Here is a 19,222-nt window from a genome sequence, read left to right as displayed (position 1 = left end):
GATCAGCGGCAGCGACGTACCGTGAACGGGTGAGCCGCACGCGTGATCAGGACGTCTGCCCGGGGGCCTTGCAGGTGCACCGGGCGGCCGATGGTGCGTTGCTGCGGGTCCGGCTGCCCGGCGGGACCCTGACCGCCGACCAGTTGGCGGCGCTGGCGCAGACTGCCGCGACGTTCGGCAACGGGACCCTCGAGCTCACCTCACGCGGCAGCCTGCAGCTGCGCGGCATCGCCGACCCGGCCCCAGTGGCCGAGGCGATCGCGGCGGCCGGGCTGCTGCCGTCGGCCAGCCACGAGCGGGTACGCAACATCGTCGCCTCACCGTTGTCCGGGCGGGCCGGCGGGCTGGGTGACATCCGAGCCTGGGTCACCGAACTCGACGCCGGCCTGCAGCGCAACCGGACGCTCGCCGATCTGCCCGGCCGGTTCTGGTTCAGCGTCGACGACGGCCGCGGCGATGTTGCGGGTTTGCGCGCCGACGTCGGCGTGCAACTGCTCTCGGGTGCGCACGGTGCGGATCGGGTGGCACTGCAGTTGGCCGGGGTGGACACCGGGGTGCGAATCGGCGCCAACGCTGCCGTCCCGACCCTGCTGGAGGTCGCGGAGCGATTTCAACGCATCCGCGGAAAGTCGTGGCGGGTGGCCGAGCTCGACGATCCGGCCGTGCTGCTGGCCGGTCTCGAACCGAGCACGCGGTCCGGGGACCGGCCGCCGGCGCTGAACCGGCCGCCGGTCGGTTGGATCACCCAGTATGACCACCGGGTCACCCTCGGTGCGGCGGTGCCGCTGGGTGTGCTGCCGGCGCGCACCGCGGAGTTCCTGGCCGCGATCGAGGCCCCGCTGGTCATCACGCCGTGGCGTTCGGTGCTGGTGTGCGACCTGACCGAGGATGTCGCCGACACCTGCCTGCGGGTGCTGGCACCGCTGGGTCTGGTGTTCGATGAGAACTCGCCGTGGCTGTCGGTGAGCGCGTGCACCGGGAGCCCGGGCTGCGAACGCTCGGCCGCCGACGTGCGCGCCGACGCTGAACGCGCAGTCAGCTCGGGTCAGGTGGGCTCGACGCACACGCACTATGTGGGCTGTGAACGGGCCTGCGGCAGTCCGCTCGACGGCGAGGTCTGGGTCGCCGGACCGGATGGATACCGGCGCCGGGACCGGCAGCCGTAGGGTGTTCGGGTGCTCGACTACATCCGCGACGCCGCCGAGATCTACCGGCAGTCGTTTGCGACGATCCGCGCCGAAGCCGACCTGTCCCGCTTCCCCGACGACGTGGCCCGCGTGGTGCTGCGGCTGATCCACACCTGCGGGCAGGTCGACGTGACCGAACACGTGGCGTTCACCCCGGACGTGGTCACGCGGGCGCACGCCGCGCTGGCCGCCGGCGCCCCGATCCTGTGCGATTCGTCGATGGTGGCTGCCGGGATCACCGCGGCCCGGCTGCCGGCCGACAACGAGGTGGTCTCGCTGGTGGCCGATCCGCGCGCCCCGGAGTTGGCCGCGCGCACCGGCAACACCCGGTCGGCGGCCGGAGTCGAATTGTGGGCCGACCGGCTCGGTGGCGCGGTGCTGGCCCTCGGCAACGCGCCCACGGCGCTGTTCCGGCTGTTGGAGTTGATCGACGAGGGCGCGCCGGTTCCGGCGGCGGTGTTGGGCGGCCCTGTGGGATTCGTCGGCTCGGCGCAGTCCAAACAGGAACTCGTCGACGCGCCCCGCGGCATGCAGTATCTGGTGGTGACCGGCCGCCGGGGCGGCTCGGCGATGGCCGCCGCCGCGGTCAATGCGATTGCGAGCGAACGCGAATGAGCGAGCAAACCGGAACCCTGTGGGGTGTCGGGTTGGGCCCCGGCGATCCCGAACTGGTCACGGTCAAGGCGGCGCGGGTGATCGGCGAGGCCGACGTGGTGGCTTATCACAGCGCGCGGCACGGTCAGAGCATCGCCCGCGGCATCGCGGAGCGTTATCTGCGCGCCGGCCAGATCGAGGAGCACCTGGTCTACCCGGTGACCACCGAGACCACCAACCATCCCGGCGGGTACGCCGGGGCGATGGAGGACTTCTACCGGGAGTCCGCCGACCGGATCGCCGCGCACCTGCGGGCCGGGCGCAACGTGGCGCTGCTGGCCGAAGGCGATCCGCTGTTCTACTCCAGCTACATGCACATGCACACCCGGCTGACCGAGCAGTTCGACGCCGTGATCGTGCCGGGGGTGACCTCGGTGAGCGCGGCCTCGGCCGCCATCGGCACCCCGTTGGTGCAGGGCGACGAGGTGCTCTCGGTCCTGCCCGGCACCTTGGGCAGCACCGAGCTGGCGCGTCGGCTGCGCGACGCCGACGCTGCCGTGATCCTCAAACTGGGTCGCTCATATCCCAAGGTGCGCGAAGCACTTTCGATGGCCGGCCAATTGGACGACGCCTACTACGTGGAGCGCGCCAGCACCGAGACGCAGCGGGTGTCGCGGGTTGCCGAGATCGACGCCGCGAAGGTTCCGTACTTCTCCCTGGTCATGGTGCCCGGTATGCGGGAACGCGGCCGGCCCGGCGCCGGTTCGGTGGCGGTGGTGGGGTTGGGTCCCGGTGACCCGGATTGGCTGACCCCGCAGAGTCGCCGCGAGTTGGCCGACGCGACCGACCTGATCGGTTACGGGCCCTACCTGGACCGGGTGGCCACCCACGATGGGCAGCGGCTGCATGCCAGCGACAACACCGATGAGCCGGCCCGCGCCCGGTTGGCCTGTCAGCTGGCCCGGGACGGCAAGTCGGTGGCCGTGGTGTCCTCGGGCGATCCCGGGGTGTTCGCGATGGCCACCGCGGTGCTCGAGGAGGCCCGGGACTGGCCGGATGTCGCGGTGCGGGTGATCCCGGCGATGACCGCGGCGCAGGCCGTGGCCAGCCGGGTGGGTGCACCGTTGGGACACGACTACGCGGTGATCTCACTGTCGGATCGGCTCAAACCGTGGGAGGTGATCGCCGCGCGGCTGAGCGCCGCCGGCGCCGCGGACCTGGTGCTGGCGATCTACAACCCGGCTTCCAAGACCCGGACCTGGCAGGTGGCCGCGATGCGGGATCTGCTGCTCGAGCACCGCGCCCCACAAACCCCGGTGGTGATCGGCCGAGATGTGGCCGGGCCCAACGAGAGTGTGCGGGTGGTTCGGCTCGCCGAGCTGGACCCCGCCGACGTGGACATGCGCTGCCTGCTGATCGTCGGATCCTCGCAGACGGTGTGGGACGGACAGCGGGTGTTCACCCCGCGGCGTTACCCGGGTGCTGCGTCACCCGGTTAATCTCGGGGCCATGAGCGCTGCCCCGCGGGTCGACCGCCTCGTCCTCTACAAGCACGGTGTCGCCTACGTCGGACGCAGTGGCCGCATCGATGGTGACTTCGACCTGACCTTCCGGCGCGACGACATGAAGGATGTGCTCAAGTCACTGTCGGTCGAGATCGCTGACGGGGACGCCACGGTAGTCGCCGTCGCCTTCGACACCCCGTCGGACCCGCGCGCCGAACTGGCCGACCGCAACCTGCTGATGTCTTCCGACGCCGCTCTGCTGGACCTACTGGACGGGTTGCGTGGGCGGCTGGTCGAAGTGGTGTGCGGCAACCAGCGACACCGCGGTGAGGTGATCGGGGTCGACGACTCCGGCCAGGACGGGGCACGCCGATTGTTGCTGTTACGCACCGAGACCGGCCGGGTCAGTTTGGTCGACCTGAGCACCGCCGAAGACGTGCAGCTGCTCGAGGACCCGTCCCGCGACGACCTGAGCTATCTGATCGACCGGTCTCGGGCGGCCTCGGCCGGGCGCGACTGCCAGGTGGCGGTGCGGGTTGGCGGTGGCCCCGCGCAGGCCCGGGTGTCCTACATCGTGCCCGCGCCGATGTGGCGGGTGTCCTACCGGTTGTCGCGCGGCGACGGCGGTCTGGTGCTGGCCGCGATGGGTATCGTGCACAACCCGATCGACGAGGACCTCACCGAGGTGACGTTGACCTTGACCACCGGACAACCCATTTCGTTCGACATCGACCTGTATCACGGCCGGCAGGTGCAGCGGACGGTGATCGAGGAAACCGAGCGGGTGGCCGCCGCGCCGCCGGAGCGACGGATGCGCGCCATGGCCGCGCCGGTGGCCGACGCCGCGATACCGGCCCCGACCGGAGCGTATGCGGCCTACGCTGAGGCCGCCGACGACGTGGTCGGCGAGGACCGCGGTGAACACTTCGAATACCGGTTGAGCGCTCCCGTATCGATCAAACGTGGTGGTGCGGCGATGGTTCCGTTGGTAGTGGCCCCGGTCGACGACGTCCAGCGCGAGTTGGTGTGGCGCGCCGGTGCGCCGGCCCCGGACGTGATGTTGACCTTCACCAACAGCACCGGGGTGGTGCTCGAGGAAGGACCCGCCGTGGTCTACGAGGACGGCGGCTACTCCGGTGAGGCGATGCTGGATTTCACCGCTCGCGGTGCCGGGGTCCGGTTGGCGTTCGCCAAGGATCTCGCGGTGCGCTGTTCGCGGCGCGCCCACACCGATGTCGTCACGGTGCGCGTCCGGCTGGCCGCCGAAGCGGTGGTCGAGGAGCAGCGCTGCGAACAGCGGCACATCCTGGCAGCCGAGAACGACCACGACGAGGCGGTCGAGGTGATCTTCGAGGTGCCCAGCCGATCCGGGCGAGAGTTCCGAATCCTCGATGACGGCGTGGTCGACGCCGGCCGGACTGCCGATGCCCGTTGGCGGCGGTTTCGGGTTTCGGTGCCGGGGCATCAGCGGCTGGCAGTCAGCGTGGTCGAGACCTGGCCGATCTACACCGAGGTCGACTACCACGACCTGGCACCAGATCGGTTGCAGGAGTGGTTGTCCCAGCGCGCTCTGGATGCAGAGACGATCAAGGCGCTCTCCGGTGTGCTGGGACATTGGGAGCGCGCCACCGCGCTGGAGGCCCGGCGCGAAGGTCTGGACGCCGAACGCGACGAGGTCTATACCGCGCAGAGTCGGCTGGCCGAACAGCTGCGGGTGCTGACCTCCGAGGGCGCCGAAGGTCAGCTGCGGCAACGGCAGGTCGCCGAGCTGGAGCGCTTGCAGGACCGGGTCGGTGAGCTGGACCGGCAGATCTCCGAGCTGCGAACCGAGGCCGAAACCGCCCGGCACTCGGCGTCAGCCGAACTGCGCCGACTGATCGACCAGTCGGGCTGAACCGCTCGCTCGCTACCGCTGGTGCACCCAGTCCACCGCGGCGTCCACCGATTCGACGCTGTGCACGTCCGCCGGTAGCGCGGGCCGGTCGATCATGATCACGGTGATGCCCAGATCGGCGGCCGCGTCCAGCTTGGGCCGGGTCATCGCTCCCCCGCTGTTCTTGGTCACCAAGGCGTCGATGCGGTGCTGCAGCAACAACTCTCGCTCCCCCGCGTACTCGTAGGGTCCGCGGGAGAGCAGCAGCTCATGGTGGCGCGGCAGCGCGGCCGGATCCGGCGGGGTGACCGCCCGGATCAGGAACCAGCGATCGCTGTCGACGAACGCCGCGGTCCCGGACCGACCGGTGGTCAGGAAGATGCGGGACAGCTCGTGGCGCTGCACGTAATCGGCTGCCGCACGGTCGGAATCCACCAGGACCGCGTCGCCCGGATCCCAGGCCGGCCGGGCCAACACCAGATGCGGCAGTTCCGATGCGGCGCAGGCGGCAGCGGCGTTGGCGGTGATGGTCGCGGCGTACGGATGGGTGGCATCGACTACCGCGTCGATAGCGTTGTCGGCCAACCATTTCCGCAAGCCCGCGACACCACCGAAGCCGCCGATCCGGACCTGCCCGACCGGCAGCGCCGGATCGGGCACCCGACCGGCCAGCGAGCTGATCACCTCGATGCCCGGGTGCAGCCGGGCCGCCAGGGCGCGGGCCTCCCCGGTTCCGCCGAGCAGCAGCACCCGCATCAGTGCCGCGCTCCCCTGCGCCGGTCGGCCGAATACAGGTAGCTGTCCACGAAACCGGCCGCGGCCAACACCTCGCCCACCACGATCACCGCGGTGCGGGTGACCCCGGCCGCGCGCATCTGCTCGGCGATGTCGACCAGTGTGCCGCGCAAGATCGTCTGCTGCGGCCAGCTGGCGAACGCCACCACCGCGGTCGGGGTTTGCGGATGCTGGCCGCCGGCGATCAGATCGGCGACCACGGTGTCGATCTGGGCGGCCGCCAGATGCAACACCAGGGTGCCGCCCACCCCGGCCAGCGTGCGCAGGTCTTCCCGGTCCGGCATGGCCGTGGACAACGTCGCGACCCGGGACAGCGTCACGGTCTGGGCCACGCCGGGAACGGTCAGTTCGCGGCCCAATTCGGCGGCCGCGGCCGCGAAAGCCGGGACGCCGGGCACGATTTGGTACCCGATGCCCAGTTCGTCGAGGCGCCGGCACTGTTCGGCCAGCGCACTGTAGAGCGACGGATCCCCGGAATGCAGCCGTGCCACGTCGGATCCGGCGGCGTCCGCCGCAACCAACTCGTCGATGATCTGGTCCAGCGTGAGCGGACCGGTGTCGACGACCCGCGCGCCGGGCGGGCACAGCGCCAACAGGTCGGCCGGCATGATCGACCCGGCGTACAGGCACACCGGCGCGCTCTGCAACAGTCGCTGACCGCGCACCGTGATCAGATCGGCAGCACCGGGACCGGCGCCGATGAAGTACACGGTCACGGTTTGACCACCGACCACAGCGTGACCGGCAGCGCCGGACGCCAACCGGTGAACGACCCCAGCGGTTCGCCCGCGTAGTGCTGAAACCGGCTCAACTGTCCCCCCATCTCGGAATACCGTTGGATCACCACGGCTTCGGATTCCGCGGTGACCGCGTTGGCCACCAGCCGGCCGCCGCTGGGCAGCGCGGCCAGTGCGCCGTCGAGCACCCCGGGCCGGGTCAGTCCGCCGCCGATGAACACCACCGCGGGCGGCGGCGCGCCGGCGAAGTCGTCGGGCGCCGCGCCGCGTAGTTCGAGTTGCACCCCGAAGCGGATCGCATTGTCCTGAATGCGGGCACGGCGCACCTCGTCGCGCTCGAAGGCCACCGCGGCACAACCCGATCCGTACCGGCACCATTCGATGCCGATGCTGCCCGCGCCCGCGCCGACATCCCACAGCAGCTCGCCGGGGCGGGGCGCGAGCGCAGCCAAGGTGACCGCGCGCAGGTGCTGCTTGGTCAGTTGGCCGTCATGGGCGAACGCCGCATCCGGTGCCACACCGAAACTCCGCTGTTCTGGGAAATACTGCACAGCAACGACATTGAGCCCATCGACGTCGTCAGGCGGCAGTTCGGCCCACTCGGTGGCGCTGGCCTGGCGACAGCGCTGGGCCGGCCCGCCGAGTTGCTCGAGCAGGTGCATCCGGGAAGATCCGCGGCCAGTCTCGGCGAGCAGCCGGGCCAACGCGGCCGGGGTCGAGGCGTCCCGGGACAGCACCACGGCCCGACCACCGTCGCGCAGCGCGGTGTGCACCGGTGCGGTGACCAGACTGATCACCTCGGTGTCGGTGGCCGCCCAGCCCAGCTGGGCACAAGCCAGCGCCACGCACGAGAGGTGTGGCAGCACCCGCACCGCGTCGGCGCCGAACATGCCCACCAGTGTGGTGCCGATGCCGTGCAACATGGGATCGCCCGAGGCCAGCACGTGCACGTCGGTGCGCGCGGCACCGAGTTCGGCGCGCAACCCGGGCAGCAGCGGCGACGGCCACGCGCGCCGCTGCGCGCCGATCCCGGGACCCAGCAGCGCCAACTGGCGGGCCGAACCGTAGACCACGGTGGCCCGGTGCAGCTCGGCGCGGGCACTCGCCGACAGGCCGTCGAGCCCGTCGGCACCGATCCCGACCACGACGATCATCGCGGCATCCTGCGCCAGAGCGCGCGCGGCACGAACCGCGTCGCGAACGCCAGTACCCCGACCGCACGCGGCACCCACACCGCGGACTTGCCGCGGGCCAGCGCCTTGGCGGCGGCGTCGGCCACCTGGGCCGGCGTGCTGGACAGCGGCGCGGGATCCATGCCCTCGGTCATCCGGCCGATCACGAAGCCGGGGCGCACGATCAACAACTGCACACCCGAGCCGTGCAGCGCATCGGCCAGACCGCAGGCGAAGCCGTCCAGACCGGCCTTGGCCGAGCCGTACACGTAGTTGGCCCGGCGCACCCGGGCTCCGGCGATCGAACTGAACACCACCAGCCGACCGTGGCCGGCCGACCGCATCCGCGCCGCCAGCAGCGTCAGCAGGCTGACCTGCGCCAGATAGTCGGTGTGCAGCACGGCCAGCGCGTGCTCGACATCGCGTTCGGCGCGCTGCTGATCGCCCAGCACGCCGAACGCCAGCACCGCGGTGTCGATCGACCCGTACTCGGCGGCCAGTTCGTCGAGCACACCCGCGTGCGCAGCCAGGTCGTCGGCGTCGAACGCCTTGGTGTGCACCGCGGCCGCGCCGGCCGCCTGCAGCGCGGCCACCTGCTGCGCCATCCCGCCGGTACCGCGCGCGGCCAGCACGACGGTGGCTCCGGGGGCCAGCCGCAGGGCCAGTTCGGAGCCGATCTCACTGCGTCCGCCGAAGACCACGACCGTTCTGCGGCTCAACTCTCCCGTGTCGCTCATCGCAGCGATTATCACCTGCGCTAGCGTGAGGACCGATGGCGAACGCGACTACCCGGCTCACCGACGAGGCTCTGGCATTCCTGACCGAGCGGCATCTGGCCATGCTGACCACGTTGCGCGCCGACGGCTCGCCGCACGTGGTGGCGGTCGGTTTCACCTTCGACGCCAAGACCCACATCGCCCGGGTGATCACCATGGGTGGGTCGCAGAAGGCGGTCAACGCTGAGCGCGGCGGGGTCGCGGTGCTCAGCCAGGTCGACGGTGCGCGCTGGCTGTCGCTGGAGGGCCGGTCGGTGGTGCTGACCGATCCGGAGTCGGTGCGCGACGCCGAGTTGCGCTACGCGCAGCGCTACCGCACGCCGCGGGTCAATCCGCGCCGCGTGGTCATCGAGGTCTACGTCGAACGCGTGCTGGGTTCCTCCGAGCTGCTGGACCACGGCAAGGACTGAGCGCTCCCCGCGGGTCACACCACGATCAGTTCGTGCGGGCCGTGGTTGACCGATTCGGCGCCGTCGGAGGTGACGATCACGATGTCCTCGATGCGGGCGCCCCACTGCCCGGGGAAGTAGATGCCGGGTTCCACCGAGAACGCCATCCCCGGCGTCAGCTCCAGATCGTTGCCCGCCACGATGTAGGGCTCCTCGTGCACCGACAGTCCGATCCCGTGCCCGGTGCGGTGCACGAAATATTCGGCCAGCCCGGCTTCGGCCAGCACATCGCGCGCGGCGGCGTCGATCTGCGCCGCGGTGACCCCCGGCCGGACCGCCTCGACGGCTGCCTGCTGTGCCCGCTGTAGCACCGAATATTGCTGCGCCACTTCTTCGTTGGGCTCACCCAGGCTGTAGGTGCGGGTGCAGTCGGAGTTGTAGCCGGGTTGGTAGGGACCACCGATGTCGACCACGACGACGTCGCCGTCGGCCAGTTTGCGGTCGGAGACCTCATGGTGCGGGTCGGCGCCGTGCGGTCCGGAGCCGACGATGATGAACGCCACCTCGGAGTGGCCCTCGGCCACGATGGCCGCGGCGATGTCGGCGGCCACCTCGGCCTCGGTGCGGCCCGGTACCAGGAACTCCGGGACCCGGGCGTGCACCCGGTCGATGGCGGCGCCGGCCTTGCGCAACGCGTCGATCTCGGCCGGGTCCTTGGTCATCCGCAGCGACCGGAGCACCTCGGTGGCCAGTACCGGCATCGCCCCCAGCGCCTCGGCCAGCGGCAGCAGATGCAGCGCCGGCATCGAATCGGTCACCGCGGTGGCGACCGGTCCCCTTTCGGCCGAGCCGGCCCGCAGCGCATCGGCCACCAGCGCGTAGGGGTCCTCGCCGTCGACCCAGTCCTGCACGTTCAGGCCCAACTCCGGGACCGCGGACTGCTCGAGTGCGGCCAGTTCCAGGCGCGGCAACACCACCGTCGGCGACCCCGCGGCCGGCACCACCAGCGCGGTCAGCCGCTCGAAGGTCTGTGCGCGCGAACCCACCAGATAGCGCAGGTCGTACCCGGGTGTGATGACCAGGCCGGTCAAACCGGCCGCCTCGGTGGCGGCCGCGGCGGCAGCCAGCCGCCGGCCGTACACGTGGGCCTCGAAGCGCTGCTCGGACATGGCTGAAAGGCTAGTGGATTAGGGTCGGGATGTGGATCTGTGGGAACTGACTGCCCGGGAACGCATTCGCGACACGCTTGCGCACTACACCTGGTCCGGTGACGGCGGCCGGATCGCGGATCTGGCCGCGGCGTTCAGCCCCACCGGTGTGCTCGAGGTGCGCGGTGAGCCGCCGCTGCACGGCCGGGAAGCGATCATCGAACGGCTTTCTGACGTCACGGCCATCCCGCCGGCCGCACCCGGTGTGCGACGGATCGTGCGGCACAACGTGGCCAACATCCGGTTCGTCGAGATCACCCCGGAACGCGCCCGGGTGTCGTCCTACTTCACCGTGGTCACCGAGATCGGCCTGGACCACTACGGCCGCTACCGCGACGAGTTCGTCCCGGTGGGCGACGCGTGGCTGATCGACCACCGGTTCGTCTCGACCGACTGGTCGGCACCCAACTCGACCATGGTGGGTTGACCGATGGCGACTGCGGCTCCGGTGCTGCTGCTCGACGGCGCCAGCATGTGGTTTCGGTCGTTCTTCGGTGTGCCGTCGTCGATCAAGGCGCCGGACGGGCGCCCGGTCAACGCCGTGCGCGGCTTCTTCGACTCGGTGGCCACCCTGGTCAACCAGCAGCGCCCCGGCCGTCTGGTGGTGTGTCTGGACCTGGATTGGCGACCGAGCTGGCGGGTCGAGTTGATCCCGTCGTACAAGGCGCACCGGGTCGAAGCAGCCGGGGTCGGTGAGGCTCCCGACGTCGAAGAGGTGCCCGACGAGCTCACCCCGCAGGTCGAGATGATCCTGGAGCTGCTCGACGCGTTCGGCATCGCCACGGCCGGCGCGGCCGGGTATGAGGCCGACGACGTCTTGGGCACCCTGGCAGCCGCCGAACGTGACGATCCGGTGGTGGTGGTCAGCGGTGACCGCGACCTGCTGCAGGTGGTCACCGATGCGCCGGTGCCGGTGCGGGTGCTCTACATCGGACGCGGCCTTGCCAAGGCCACGCTGTTCGGCCCGGCCGAGGTGGCCGAGCGTTACGGGCTGCCGGTGCCGCGGGCCGGCGCGGCCTATGCCGAGCTGGCACTGCTGCGCGGTGACCCGTCCGACGGTTTACCCGGGGTGCCGGGCATCGGCGAGAAGACCGCGGCCACGCTGCTGGCCCGGCACGGCTCGCTGGCCGCGCTGCTCGCGGCCGCCGACGACCCGAAATCGACTGTGACCAAAGGGGTTCGAAGCAAACTGGCGGCAGCCGCCGATTATCTGGCGGTGGCCGAACGGGTGGTGCGGGTGGCCACCGACGTCGAGGTGCAGTGGTCCACCCCCACCGATGCCCTACCCAGGTACGCCGCCGATCCCGAACGGGTGGCCGAGCTGGCCACCCGTTACGGCGTGACGTCGTCGATCGCCCGGCTACAGCAGGCGCTCGACGCGCTGGACTGACCGACGGTGCCGGTCACTCCCAGATCAGCCGGTCCTGCACGCCGTCGTTGTAGACCACCTGGGTGGGCGCCGGGCCGGTGACGTCGAAGTAGATATTGCCCTCGGCTTCCTGCCCTTGGCTCAGCGTGTTGCCGGGCAGCGCTTCCTCGCCGATCGCCGAGAACAGCACCCGGTAGTTGGTGCCGTCGGCAGCGCGCGCATTGAAGAACGGGATCACCGGGGTGACCGTGCCGTCGACGGCGCGCACCGTGACGCTGGCCTCCCACAGCTCGCCGGCCAGCGCCACGTTCGTCACGGTGTCGTCGGCCGGTTCGAGTTCCTCGATGGTGTAGGCGATCGTGACGCCGCCGTCGTGCAGTTCCTGAGTGGCGTCGAGTTCGGCCACGCTCGGGTTGGCCGAGGCGGCAGCCGCCCCGGACAACGCCAAACCGACCGCAGCGCCGACAGCAATCGGGCCTGCCCAGATCTTGCTCAACATCGCAACCTCACTCGGGTAGTTGGAAGGTTTACCAGCGGTGCTTACTTCGGACGGCCGACCTCGTAGGTGCCGTCATTGCCCTTGAACGTCACGGTGACCTTACGCTTGGCGCCGTCGACGCTCACCTCGCAATCGAAGGTGGCGCCGTCGACGACCTCGATGTCCTGCCCGCCGGCGCATTTGACGTCCTTGACGTTCTTGGCACCGTAGCCGTTGGTCTCATCAGACAGGATCTGCTGCACACCGGACTGGGCCTGGTTGACGTCCAGTTTGGTGGTGACGAACCAGCCCGGCTTCCAGAAGCCCAGCACCAGCACCGCGGCCACGATCACCGCGGCCAGCACGCCGCCGACGATGGCCAGGGTCTTCTTCGATCCACCGCCGGTGGGTTGGCCGAACTGGTCGTAGCTGCCGTACTGGCCGGGCTGCGCGCCGTATTGGCCGGGCTGCGCGCCGTATTGGGGCGGCTGGCCGTACTGGCCGGGCTGGGCACCGTACTGCGGCTGGCCGTACGGCGGCACCTGCTGCCCCAACTGGGTGGGCTGCGCACCGAAACCCGGCTGTCCGGGCTGCGCGCCGAACTGCGTGGGTTGCTGCCCGAACTGGGTGGGCTGCTGCCCGAACTGGGTGGGCTGCTGCCCGAACTGGGTGGGCTGAGCACCGAAACCCGGCTGTCCAGGCTGGGCGTAGCCGGCCGTGGGATCGTCCTGACCGTACGGCGGGTACTGCTGCGGGGTGTACGCCGGCGGCTGCTGCCAGCCCTGGGCCGCGGTGGCCTGCTCCTCGCCGCCGGGCGAAGGCCAGCTCGGGGCTTGGGTGGTGGGTTGCTCAGCGCCTTCGCCTGCGGGTTGCTCGCCGCTTTGACCCTGCCACGGCTGCGTCGGGTCGGGTCCCTGCGGTCCGCTCATCTCATCTCCTCGCGCACTGGTAGCTGGCTCGCCGGTGTCAAACCTAGCGGTTGGTTCACCCTACCCGCTGCAGGTGAGCGCACGCCGAGTCGAACCGGCAACCTGCGCGCGTGTCGCCTCGATCGGATAGCCGCTGGTCAGAGCTGCTGGCAGGACGGCTCAGTCCAGGTCGACGGCCACCACGCCGCGTCGCACCGCACCGATCGCCTTCTTGGCGGCGGTGCGCAGCTGCGACGTCGGAGCGGCCAGTCGCACCTGATCGAGCAGATCGAGTACCTGCCGGCACCACCGCACGAAGTCCCCGGCCGACATCGGCGCCGAACTTCCGCGTCCGCCGCTGCCGTCGGCTGCCGCCAGGGCCACCACCAGGTCGCCCGTGGTGGCCCAGCGGTACATCGTGGTCACGAATCCTTCGTCGGGTTCGCGCGTGCCGGCCAGCCGGTGCCGCGCCTCGTCAGCGCGCAGCTCGCCGGCCAGTCTGCGGGTCTTGGCCAATGCCCGGCGCACACCCGCGGTCGGGGCGTCGTACAGCGGGGGCGAGACGTCGTCGCCGCGCGCCTCGTACACCACCGCCGAAAGCACCGCGGCCAGTTCGGCGGGCGCCAGACCGTTCCACGCCCCGGTTCGCAGGCATTCGGCCACCAGCAGGTCACTTTCGCTGTAGATCCGGGCCAGCAGTTTGCCGTCGTCGGTGACTTGCAGCACTTCGTCGGTCTCGGCGATGAACCCGCGCTCACGCAGCAGGCCGACGATCCGGTCGAAAGTGCGGGCCAGCGAGTTGGTGGCCGCGCTGATCTTGCGTTCAAGGGCGGCGTTGTCACGTTCCAGCCGCAGAAACCGTTCACCGAGCCGGGCCTTGGCGTCCCGGTCCGGGTGGCTGTGCGCGGAATGGGCGCGCAGCCGGGCACGCAGACCGGCCAGTTCGGTGTCGACGTCCGGGTCGGCCTGGTTGCGGGCGCCGCGCCCGCGGCCGCGCTCGTGCGGGACCAGTCCGGCCGCCGCCGAGCGCAGCGCCGAGGCCAGATCCCGACGCACCCGGGGTTGTCGATGTTCGACCCGTTTGGGCAGCGTCATCGATCCGAGCGGCGGCGCCGCACCCGGATAATCCGCCGACGAGATCCGGCCCGCCCAGCGGTGTTCGCTGAGCACCAGCGGGCGTGGATCGTCGTCGTCGCGGGCGGCCTCGAGCACCACCGCCAGTCCACCCCGGCGGCCCTGGCTGATCGTGATGATGTCCCCGCGCCGCAACGCGCTCAACGCGTCGTTGGCCGCCTGCCGCCGCTGCAGCCGCGACGAACGGGATTGCGCGCGTTCACGTTCGGAGATCTCGGCGCGCAACCGTAGATAGTCGAGCATCGGGCCGTCGGCGCCGCCGAGTTCGTCGGCGAGTTCGGCCATCATCGTGCGGCCGCGCTCCACACCGCGCACCAACCCGACCACCGACCGGTCGGCCTGATACTGCGCGAAGGACCGTTCCAGCAGGCTGCGGGCCTGCTCCGGGCCCATCTGACCGACCAGGTTGATCGTCATGTTGTAGGACGGCTTGAACGAGCTGCGCAGCGGGAAGGTCCGGGTGGAGGCCAGCCCGGCCACCTCGGCGGGTTCGACGTCGGGGTGCCAGAGCACCACGGCGTGCCCCTCCACGTCGATGCCGCGCCGACCGGCGCGCCCGGTCAACTGGGTGTACTCCCCCGGCGTCAATGGTGCGTGCTGCTCACCGTTGAACTTCACCAACCGTTCCAGCACCACCGTGCGGGCCGGCATGTTGATGCCCAAAGCCAGTGTCTCGGTGGCGAAGACAGCCTTCACCAGGCCGGCCGAGAACAGCTCCTCGACGGTGTGCCGGAAAACCGGCAACATGCCGGCGTGGTGGGCGGCCAGACCGCGCAGCAGACCTTCGCGCCATTCGTGGTAACCCAGCACGCCGAGGTCGCGGTCGGCCAGCTCAGCACAGTGCCGGTCGATCACCGCGGCGATCCGGATGCGTTCGGATTCGGTCGTCAACCGCAGTTGGGAGCGCAGGCACTGCGCGACGGCGGCATCGCACCCGGCGCGGGAGAACACGAACGTGATCGCCGGCAGCAGAGCTTCCCGGTCCAGTGTCGCGATCACGTCGGGTCGCGACGGCGGCCGGAAACCGGGCCGGCCCCGGTGCGGACCGCGGCCGCGGCGGGCGCCGGGCTGCCAATCGGCCATCCGGTCCGCCTCCCGGCGGTGTTCGATGTGGCGCACCAGGTCCGGATCCACCAGCAACTGCTTGCCGCCGGCGGGCCGGTTCAGGTCGAAAAGGTCGAACAGCCGCTTGCCGACCAGCATGTGCTGCCACAGCGGCACCGGACGGTGTTCATCGACGATCACGGTGGTGTCGCCGCGCACGGTCTGGATCCAGCCGCCGAACTCCTCGGCGTTGCTGACCGTCGCCGACAAGCTGACCAGTCGCACCTCGTCGGGCAGGTGCAGGATCACTTCCTCCCACACCGCACCCCGCATCCGGTCGGCCAGGAAATGCACCTCGTCCATCACCACGTACGAAAGACCGCGCAGGGCAGGCGAATCGGCGTACAGCATGTTGCGCAGCACTTCGGTGGTCATCACCACGATCGGGGCGTCGGCGTTGATCGACAGGTCCCCGGTGAGCAGTCCGATCCGATCCGACCCGTGCACGCGGCACAGGTCGGTGTGCTTCTGGTTGCTCAGCGCCTTGATCGGGGTGGTGTAGAAGCACTTTCGGCCCGACGCCAGCGCCAGGTGCACGGCGAACTCGCCCACCACGGTCTTGCCCGCCCCGGTCGGCGCGCACACCAGCACGCCGTGACCGTTCTCCAGCGCGACGCAGGCCCGGCGCTGAAAGTCATCCAGTCCGAACGGCAGACTCGCGCTGAACCGCGCCAGCTCGGCCGGCACGCTAGGTGACGTCGTCATGGAATACCCGGGCCGCCGGGGAGTCGATCGGTTCGGGCGGTTCGATCGGTGCGCTTTCGTCGTCGGCCAATTCGGCGTCCCGGGCGGCTTCGCGTTTGGCCTTGCGTTTGTCGTGCAGCCGCGCGATCTGGATGGCCAACTCCAGCAACAGAGTCAGGGCCAGGCCCAGTGCCAGCATCGAGAACGGGTCCGAGCCGGGGGTGGCGAACGCGGCGAACACAAACACCCCGAGGATCAGTCCCCGTCGCCACTCCTTGAGCCGCTGGTAGCTGAGCACGCCGACCACGTTGAGCATGATGATCAACAGTGGGAATTCGAACCCGACCCCGAACACCAGCAGCAGGTTGATCAGGAAGCTGAAGTACTGATCGCCGGACAGTGCGGTCACCTGCACGTCGCTGCCGACGGTCAACAGAAAGTGCAAGGCCTTGGACAGCACCACATAGGCCAGCACCGCACCCGAGATGAACAGTACCGCCGCGCACAGCACGAAGGTCACGGCGAAGCGCCGCTCCCGGCGGTACAGCCCCGGGGTGATGAACGCCCACAGTTGGTAGAACCAGACCGGGCAGGCCAGTACCACGCCGGCCGCCAGGCCGACCTTCAGGCGCAGCATGAACTGATCGAACGGCGCGGTGGCCAACAGCCGGCAGCCGCCGTCGGCGCTGATCTCGGCGCGCGCCTCGGGCGGCAGTTCGCAATACGGCCGGCGCAACCACTCCCCGAGACTCTCCAGGCCGAACAGGGCATGCCCGTACCACCAGAACCCGAAGATGGTTGTCACCACGATGGCCGCGATCGAGATCAGCAGCCGAGTGCGCAATTCGCGCACGTGGTCGACCAACGACATGGTGCCGTCGGGGTTGATCTTGCTGCGCCGCTGCCGCGGGTCCAACCGGGTGATGACGCCGGGCAACTTCACGGGACTTCGCTCTTCTCAGTCAGCGCGACCGATCGGCCGCACCACCGGTGCGGCCGAACCGATGAGGGCACTGCCGTGCTCAGGCCGAACGCGCGTCCGGGTTGTGTGCCGGGTCGTCCACCCGCTCGGACTGCACCTGGGTCGGCGGCAGCTGATCAGTTTTGTCGCCGGTCATTTCCTTGACCTCGGACTTGAAGATCCGCATCGACTTACCCAGTGAACGGGCCGCGTCCGGGAGTCGCTTGGCACCGAACAGCAGCACCAACACCACCAGCAGGATGATGAGGTGGGTCGGGTGCAAACCGTTGATCATTCCGTTCCTCCAGACATCGCCTCGATCCTACCCCAGCTGGTCGTTCGGGCTCTCGTCGTAGGCGGCCAGCGCGGCCGACGCGGCTTCGCGCACGCCCTCGGCCAGTTCGGCGGGCGCCAGCACAGTGACGTCCGGGCCGAAACCGAGCAGCAGGCGGGTCATCCACTCGTCGGAGGCGTAGGTCATCACGGCTTCGACGTACCCGTCGGGCAGCTCACGCAGTACCCGGATCGGGTAGTACTCCAGCATCCAGGCGGCCTCCGGTGCGATCCGCAGCGTGGCCGCCGGCAGTCCCGGATCGGCGTCGAACAGCGAGGTGTCGGTCGGGCCGACGACCGCCGGCTCGGGCGGCGCGGCCGGTTGGTCGAGCACCGAAGCGTCGACGATCCGGTCGAATCGGAACAGCCGCACCCCCTCCGATTCCCGGCACCAAGCCTCCAGGTAGCTGTGGTTGCCGACCAGCACGATCCGGATCGGGTCGACCAGCCGCTCCGAGAGCGCGTCGCGGGACGCCGAGTAATACTCGATGACCACAGCCCGGCCGTCGCGGACCGCCTCGCGCACCGCGGCCACCGCCCGGCTCTCGGCCGGGGCCGGCTCGAACTCGGCCGAGGCCGCGCCGGTGGCGCCCAGTTCGTGCGCGGCGGTGCCGGCCGCCGATTCGATCTTGGCGATCGCACTGCGGGCCGCCTCCGGGTCGGCGACACCGGGCACCTCGGCCAGCGCCCGCAGCGCGATCAGCAGCACCGTGGCTTCCGGCGAGCTCAACCGCAGCGGCTGATCCATCCCGGCCGAGAAGATCACCTCGATGGTGTCGCCTTCGAAGTCGATGTCGATCAGGTCACCCGGTCCGTAGCCGGGCAGCCCGCACATCCACAGCTGGTTGAGGTCGGACTCCAGTTGGCGCCGGCTCACGCCGAGGTCAGCGGCCGCCTCGGCGTAGCTGATCTGCGGGTTGGCCTGGAAGTACGGGACCATGTTGAGCAGCCGGACCAGCCGAGCCGACACCGCGGTGCTCACGCCGGCACCCCCGCGGCCGCCCGCAGCCGCGCCAGCACATCGGCGCGCAGCGTCTCGGGTTCCAACACCACCGCGTCGGCGCCGTAGCCGGCGATCTCGCGGGCCAGCCGGTCCCCGGTGCCGGTGTCGAGTTCGACGACGTCGCCCGGACGGCCGGCGATCTCGCGGCGGTCCACCGCGGTGCCGGCGCGCCGCAGTGCGGTGGCCCGGCCGTCGGCCAGCCATACCTGGGCCAGCACACCGCTGGGCGCTTCGCTGACCGCTCGGGTGACCAGGGCCCGCAGGTCGACGTCGTCGGGTCGGCGAACCTCGCCGGGCGCACCGAGGGTGCGGACCCCGGCGTCGATTCGGGAGAGCCGGAAGATGCGCACGGCGTCGCGGTCGCGGTCGTGGCCGACCAGATACCACCGGCGTTGATGGGTCACCACGCCCCACGGTTCGACCGTGCGCAGGGCATACGGGTCGGTGGGCGTGGACCGGTGCCGGAACTGCACCGCCTGCCCGGCGTCGATCGCGGCCAGCAGCACACCGAGCACGTCCTCGGAACCGCGCAGGCCGGGCAGGCCGGCCGGGGCCAGGAACGACACCGGCGCCTCGGCGTCGACGTCGACGCCGGCCGCGCGCAGCTTGAGTAGTGCGTTCTGGGTCGCGGTGACCAGTTCCGGTGACTCCCACAACTGGGTCGCGACGGCGACCACCGCGGCCTCCTCCGGTGTGAGGGTGACTTCGGGCAACGCGTAGGCGTCGCGGTTGATCCGGTAGCCCTCGGTCGGGTCGAAGTTCGACACCCGGCCGGTCTCCAGCGGGATGCCGAGATCACGCAGTTCGTTCTTGTCCCGTTCGAACATTCGGGAGAACGCTTCATCGCTCGGACTGTCGAGGTACCCGGCCACGCTGCGCCGGATCCGCTCTGCGGTGATGTACCCCTGCGTCGAGAGCAACGCGATCACCAGATTCATCAACCGTTCGATCTTGGAGGTCGCCACCCCCACAGACTAGGGCCAGAGGGCCGCGAACGATTTCACGACACTGT

19 protein-coding genes are annotated in these 19,222 nt (G+C 70.3%); 7 read left to right on the top strand and 12 right to left on the bottom strand.

Annotation, left to right across the window (positions count from 1 at the left end; all coding sequences use genetic code 11):
• The first annotated feature begins 29 nt into the window (after positions 1-29).
• The 4 genes from cobG to AC5Y3P_RS03395 are packed head-to-tail and all read left to right on the top strand — an operon-like array spanning position 30 to position 5,180.
• Positions 30-1,166 carry a precorrin-3B synthase gene (cobG, locus tag AC5Y3P_RS03410; RefSeq protein ID WP_500044485.1) on the top strand — a complete coding sequence of 379 codons (1,137 nt, stop codon included), beginning with the start codon at positions 30-32 and terminating at the stop codon, positions 1,164-1,166.
• A 9-nt stretch (positions 1,167-1,175) separates the two neighbouring features.
• On the top strand, positions 1,176-1,802 hold the full coding sequence (locus AC5Y3P_RS03405; protein ID WP_500044484.1) for a precorrin-8X methylmutase: 627 nt from the start codon (positions 1,176-1,178) through the stop codon (positions 1,800-1,802).
• Positions 1,799-3,280 (top strand): precorrin-2 C(20)-methyltransferase, encoded by a 1,482-nt coding sequence (locus AC5Y3P_RS03400; protein WP_500044483.1) that lies wholly within the window; start codon positions 1,799-1,801, stop codon positions 3,278-3,280. The genes AC5Y3P_RS03405 and AC5Y3P_RS03400 overlap by 4 nt, the downstream gene beginning before the upstream one ends.
• A 10-nt stretch (positions 3,281-3,290) precedes the next feature.
• Positions 3,291-5,180, top strand: a complete 1,890-nt coding sequence (locus AC5Y3P_RS03395; RefSeq protein WP_500044482.1) for a hypothetical protein — start codon at positions 3,291-3,293, stop codon at positions 5,178-5,180.
• Between the two features lie 12 nt (positions 5,181-5,192).
• Here AC5Y3P_RS03395 and AC5Y3P_RS03390 read toward each other — a convergent pair whose 3' ends face one another.
• The 4 genes from AC5Y3P_RS03390 to dprE2 are packed head-to-tail and all read right to left on the bottom strand — an operon-like array spanning position 5,193 to position 8,600.
• Positions 5,193-5,915, bottom strand: a complete 723-nt coding sequence (locus AC5Y3P_RS03390) for a cobalt-precorrin-6A reductase (protein WP_500044481.1) — start codon at positions 5,913-5,915, stop codon at positions 5,193-5,195.
• Positions 5,915-6,670 carry a precorrin-4 C(11)-methyltransferase gene (gene cobM / locus AC5Y3P_RS03385; RefSeq protein WP_500044480.1) on the bottom strand — a complete coding sequence of 252 codons (756 nt, stop codon included), beginning with the start codon at positions 6,668-6,670 and terminating at the stop codon, positions 5,915-5,917. The genes AC5Y3P_RS03390 and cobM overlap by 1 nt, the downstream gene beginning before the upstream one ends.
• Complete coding sequence (gene cbiE, locus AC5Y3P_RS03380) at positions 6,667-7,845, bottom strand: precorrin-6y C5,15-methyltransferase (decarboxylating) subunit CbiE (protein WP_500044479.1); 1,179 nt, start codon at positions 7,843-7,845, stop codon at positions 6,667-6,669. The genes cobM and cbiE overlap by 4 nt, the downstream gene beginning before the upstream one ends.
• Positions 7,842-8,600 carry a decaprenylphospho-beta-D-erythro-pentofuranosid-2-ulose 2-reductase gene (dprE2, locus tag AC5Y3P_RS03375; RefSeq protein WP_500044478.1) on the bottom strand — a complete coding sequence of 253 codons (759 nt, stop codon included), beginning with the start codon at positions 8,598-8,600 and terminating at the stop codon, positions 7,842-7,844. Before dprE2 ends, cbiE begins: the two co-directional genes overlap by 4 nt.
• A gap of 35 nt (positions 8,601-8,635) precedes the next feature.
• On the opposite strand from dprE2, the gene AC5Y3P_RS03370 reads away from it, so the two are divergent.
• Entirely contained in the window at positions 8,636-9,049 is a 414-nt protein-coding gene (locus AC5Y3P_RS03370; protein ID WP_500044477.1) for a F420-dependent biliverdin reductase, read from the top strand.
• 14 nt (positions 9,050-9,063) lie between these two features.
• On the opposite strand, the gene AC5Y3P_RS03365 is transcribed toward AC5Y3P_RS03370, so the two are convergent.
• A complete protein-coding gene (locus AC5Y3P_RS03365; protein WP_500044476.1) occupies positions 9,064-10,197 on the bottom strand; it encodes a M24 family metallopeptidase in 1,134 nt (377 codons plus the stop codon).
• A gap of 31 nt (positions 10,198-10,228) precedes the next feature.
• On the opposite strand from AC5Y3P_RS03365, the gene AC5Y3P_RS03360 reads away from it, so the two are divergent.
• Positions 10,229-10,663: a nuclear transport factor 2 family protein gene (locus tag AC5Y3P_RS03360; protein ID WP_500044475.1), complete on the top strand. Its 435-nt coding sequence runs from the start codon at positions 10,229-10,231 to the stop codon at positions 10,661-10,663.
• A 3-nt stretch (positions 10,664-10,666) separates the two neighbouring features.
• Complete coding sequence (locus AC5Y3P_RS03355) at positions 10,667-11,626, top strand: 5'-3' exonuclease (RefSeq protein ID WP_500044474.1); 960 nt, start codon at positions 10,667-10,669, stop codon at positions 11,624-11,626.
• Positions 11,627-11,639: 13 nt separating this feature from the next.
• Here the strand turns inward: AC5Y3P_RS03355 and AC5Y3P_RS03350 are convergent, their stop codons facing one another.
• From AC5Y3P_RS03350 to AC5Y3P_RS03320, 7 genes are all read right to left on the bottom strand, one after another.
• Positions 11,640-12,104 (bottom strand): DUF1942 domain-containing protein, encoded by a 465-nt coding sequence (locus tag AC5Y3P_RS03350; RefSeq protein ID WP_500044473.1) that lies wholly within the window; start codon positions 12,102-12,104, stop codon positions 11,640-11,642.
• Positions 12,105-12,145: 41 nt separating this feature from the next.
• Entirely contained in the window at positions 12,146-13,012 is an 867-nt protein-coding gene (locus tag AC5Y3P_RS03345; protein WP_500044472.1) for a DUF4333 domain-containing protein, read from the bottom strand.
• A 159-nt stretch (positions 13,013-13,171) separates the two neighbouring features.
• A complete protein-coding gene (locus AC5Y3P_RS03340) occupies positions 13,172-15,934 on the bottom strand; it encodes a DEAD/DEAH box helicase (RefSeq protein WP_500044471.1) in 2,763 nt (920 codons plus the stop codon).
• Positions 15,918-16,856, bottom strand: a complete 939-nt coding sequence (gene tatC, locus AC5Y3P_RS03335; protein WP_500044470.1) for a twin-arginine translocase subunit TatC — start codon at positions 16,854-16,856, stop codon at positions 15,918-15,920. The genes AC5Y3P_RS03340 and tatC overlap by 17 nt, the downstream gene beginning before the upstream one ends.
• 79 nt (positions 16,857-16,935) lie before the next feature.
• Entirely contained in the window at positions 16,936-17,166 is a 231-nt protein-coding gene (tatA, locus tag AC5Y3P_RS03330) for a Sec-independent protein translocase subunit TatA (protein ID WP_500044564.1), read from the bottom strand.
• Between the two features lie 30 nt (positions 17,167-17,196).
• Positions 17,197-18,189, bottom strand: coding sequence for a helix-turn-helix transcriptional regulator (locus AC5Y3P_RS03325; RefSeq protein WP_500044469.1), 993 nt, complete (start codon positions 18,187-18,189; stop codon positions 17,197-17,199).
• Entirely contained in the window at positions 18,186-19,175 is a 990-nt protein-coding gene (locus AC5Y3P_RS03320) for a helix-turn-helix transcriptional regulator (protein ID WP_500044468.1), read from the bottom strand. Before AC5Y3P_RS03320 ends, AC5Y3P_RS03325 begins: the two co-directional genes overlap by 4 nt.
• Positions 19,176-19,222 lie beyond the last annotated feature (47 nt).

It is taken from the genome of Mycobacterium sp. NGS45, from assembly GCF_059812645.1.
Note: the sequence above shows the minus strand (reverse complement) of the source record. Positions and strands in the feature narration are given on the sequence as shown.